This is a genomic window from Limnobacter litoralis (assembly GCF_030160455.1).
Taxonomy (GTDB): Bacteria; Pseudomonadota; Gammaproteobacteria; order Burkholderiales; family Burkholderiaceae_B; genus Limnobacter; species Limnobacter litoralis.
Genome location: NZ_BSOJ01000023.1, coordinates 1 through 3,409, shown reverse-complemented (window position 1 = coordinate 3,409; position 3,409 = coordinate 1). Strand labels below are relative to the sequence as shown.

Sequence of the window (3,409 nt, the reverse complement as noted above, 5' to 3'; positions counted from 1 at the left end):
ATTTCTCCTTTAACCAAAGTATAAAAACACTCCAGTTAACGAGTCCATCTTTCAGGGGCAAGGTCAATCAATAATCTCGTCAGAGAACTCGGAATGGGAGACACCGAGCACAGTACGAAACACGTGGAACTACAGCCAATCAAACTACTTCGGTGAAAAAGGGGATGCGATTGGAAAAACGTTCTACTCTATTATTAAATCACCAAAATCTGCGTTTAGCTGGGCGCGAAATAACAACCTGAAACCCAGCCTGGAAAATTTGGCCGCGAGTATTGCCTACATTTATCACACACTGAAGCTATCCCATAATGCAATTATCAATCGCCTTAAAATTGTGTAATGGAGTCCTCCCGTCAAAGAAATGCCTAACTGTGCATTCAACCTGAACGTTAAAATTGGTCATGGTACCGTCATTTTAGCGGGCTCTGTTGGGTCCCTCCACCTTCGGCTCCGACGTCAGTTGAATAGGGTGTTATCCAAAGTCGCTTTATGACCACATTTTAGACTTTTGAAATCAAAAGCTTCATGTCCGCTCTGGCCCAAGAGCCGAAATTCCCCGAAGGTCAAAAGAACAGAAGATGGAGGTCGTCAGTCTGCTTTTTCAAAAAAATCTGAGATGTGCCCAAATAGAATGAAAATGGATTAATTTTCCAAAACCCAGCGAATTATATTTTTTTAATAAAATCAATTTGTTGATGAATATTTTGGGCACCGAAAAGGCACAGACTGAGGCACATCCTCGTTTGAGTCAAAAGTATACCTTAAGGTCATCTAAATAATATTTTTAACGTATTAATTGAATTCGTTTGATCTTTTAGGCAATGACCTTCGGGTCGTTTACCCGATGGGTCATTAGGCACAGAAAGGAAACTCAGAATTTAAATAAATTTTGATAATTGTGCCCAAATGACCGCTTTTGATTTGACTGAAGGTCACGACGGAGGGAAGAGGGATTTTTAAAACTTAGGCACAAAATGGGCACATTTTGGGCACACGATGTTGATGGCCTAGAAAACAAAAAAACCAACCGCTGCTAAGTGATTGGTTTCATTGAGAAAAATTTGGTTGCGGGGGCAGGATTTGAACCTACGACCTTGGTTATGAGTATTTTCTTTTTTAGCGACATCTTGCGAGTTACTTTAACAAGAAGCGACCTAAATTGGCTTCAGAGGTACGCTGTTGCTTGTTGTTTTATCGACAACCGGGGTGCAAGTTAGCTCACTTGGGGCCGAATAAAACCACATGCACCCCAAGCCATTTTTCTCAAGTTTTAGGCACAGAGATCTTTTTTCAAAGCTGGTGGCTGACCTTCAGGCTTAAAAGGTCACGTTGGGGTCTAGAAAATATTCGCTCAGATGCATTGCGCTTTTGTACAATCGGGCTAGGCTATCAGAGTTTCGAGTACAGGATCCTGACGAGGGGATAGGTGTGTCTTCAACCGAGAAGCGGCGTTCGCCCCTTAACCCACAGGGTCGGATCTTTATTAAAAATCCACAAATCTGTCCGACTAAACGAACGCTACGCTTAGTTGGTTAAAACACCATAGTAGTTAAATCAGGCTGGACCGAAAACTCTGGGGTATATTAAGAAAAATTTTGAGATTTATTCATCTCACGGCACCTCACGTTGATCAATCGACCTCTCGGTAAATTTGCGGATAGTCATCACCATTTGATCGACGTTCAGTGGTTTAGTAAGGTAGTCATCCATCCCGGATTGCAGTGCTTTATCCTTTTCGCTTGCAAGGGCGCCTGCTGATAATGCAATGACAGGAAGTCTCTTCAACGCATCAATACTTCTGATTTCGCGCACAGCCGTGTATCCGTCCATTTCAGGCATTTGTATATCCATCAAAACAACATCTATCTGGTGTGTCGTCTCTTGTAGCCACTTCAGGGCCTCAGATCCTCTTTTACAGCTGGAGACTATTGCTCCCTGGTTGGCCAGAACGCGACCTGCTACACGAAGGTTAGTGGGGCAATCGTCTACAAGCAAAACTCGGATTTCGTTCAGTAAACGCTTAGAGGAACCAATTTCAGGATGATTGTGGTCCTGAGGAGTTGACTGTAGTTCCGTCTCACTGGCGATTTTAAAAGGCAACTCTATGGTAAAGCAGCTCCCAACTTGGGCTTTGCTGGTCACATAGACCAAGCCCCCCATGAACTCACAAAGTCGCTTCACGATGCTCAAGCCTAGTCCTGTGCCACCAAACCTTCGTGTGATTGAGGGGTCTGCTTGACGAAACGGCTGAAAAACCCTGTCGAGAGTTTCAGGTGCCATACAAATGCCTGTGTCTTCAATTCGAAATGCCAGTCGTTGAACCTCGCTGGTTTGCTGTGTAGGTTGTTGGCGGTCTAGCAATTCGACCGACAAGCAGTTGCCCATACGCTGTAAACTTTGTGGCATTGTTGAACAGGTTGATAAAAATTTGACGAAATCAAATTGAATCACTTAACACTGTCTGGTGTGATTCTTCCAAAGCCTGAAGTTCGGCAGATCGTACAGGAGCTGCTGAAGATTGCAAAAGTTTGTCCGGGTGTGATCAAAGAATGCAGCGACATAGTCAGGTCTACTGTGGCAGGCCTTGCCGTTCATGAATTCAACCCAGAAAGTCCTGCAGCAAGGGCATTTTGGCTGAATTGGTCAGACCTACAGTATGAACTGACCAACCAGCCTTCCAACTTGAAACATCGAATGGCGTAATGACGTTACGCATCCTGGATATTGCCAGACAGTTGTAGCCTTTCGTTGTGTTGTTCAATGATCTGCTTTAATGTTGAAGGAACAGTGATTGCAAGCGGATCAAAGGGCGAGGGTTCTGGTTCAGGGATAGGTTTTTTCGCTTCAAAGCAGCTTTGTATTTGTTCGATAAGGATGCTCATTGCTTCTCTTCGAGCCAATTCTTCAGACTCAAACAATTCCCTCGCTCCTATCAGATCTGGAAATCGCAATTCAAATTTTCCGATATTCAGTTTGGTAATCGTAAAACGAAATCGCATGCTTGGTACTCCTCTAATGATTGAGCTAGGGTACCGACACACTGTTACTGATTTTTAAAATTGACTTCTGATTCTTCGGTCACTTTTGACTTATTGATGAGTTCTAACCATTGTGTGGATCGATCCGATACGCTTCGTGAGTAAATTACAACACCTAAGCTGGACCTGCTTGTTGATACCCTGGCGTGTGGTCCAAAGCATCTGTGTTTCAACTCCTTTGCATCTCCCCAAGGGAGGTCAATGCAAGGTAACCTCCGCTCGACTTGTGATAACCCACAGCCTCATCAGCAAAGGGCGAAAAAAGGCTTTTTATGATCACAGCCAAATGGTCTATGAGTACATCAATGACCTTGCCCCTGAAAGATGGACTCGTTAACTGGAGTGTTTTTATACTTTGGTTCAAGGAGAAT

The 3,409-nt window shown here is 43.9% G+C and carries 3 protein-coding genes; all 3 read right to left on the bottom strand.

From position 1 onward, the window contains the following. Positions 1–1,611: 1,611 nt before the first annotated feature. The gene (locus QQJ87_RS10760; protein WP_284281722.1) at positions 1,612–2,451 is read right to left on the bottom strand and encodes a response regulator; all 840 of its coding nucleotides are present in this window, start codon (positions 2,449–2,451) and stop codon (positions 1,612–1,614) included. Between the two features lie 257 nt (positions 2,452–2,708). Beyond that, positions 2,709–2,999: a hypothetical protein gene (locus QQJ87_RS10755; protein WP_284281721.1), complete on the bottom strand. Its 291-nt coding sequence runs from the start codon at positions 2,997–2,999 to the stop codon at positions 2,709–2,711. Positions 3,000–3,207: 208 nt separating this feature from the next. Then, positions 3,208–3,409, bottom strand: a 202-nt coding sequence (locus QQJ87_RS10750; protein ID WP_284281720.1) for a hypothetical protein, incomplete at its 5' end; no start/stop codon positions are given.

Excerpts from the sequence above, each read along its gene's own strand:
- QQJ87_RS10755 (WP_284281721.1), bottom strand. The coding sequence starts at position 2,999 with ATGCGATTTCGTTTTACGATTACCAAACTGAATATCGGAAAATTTGAA.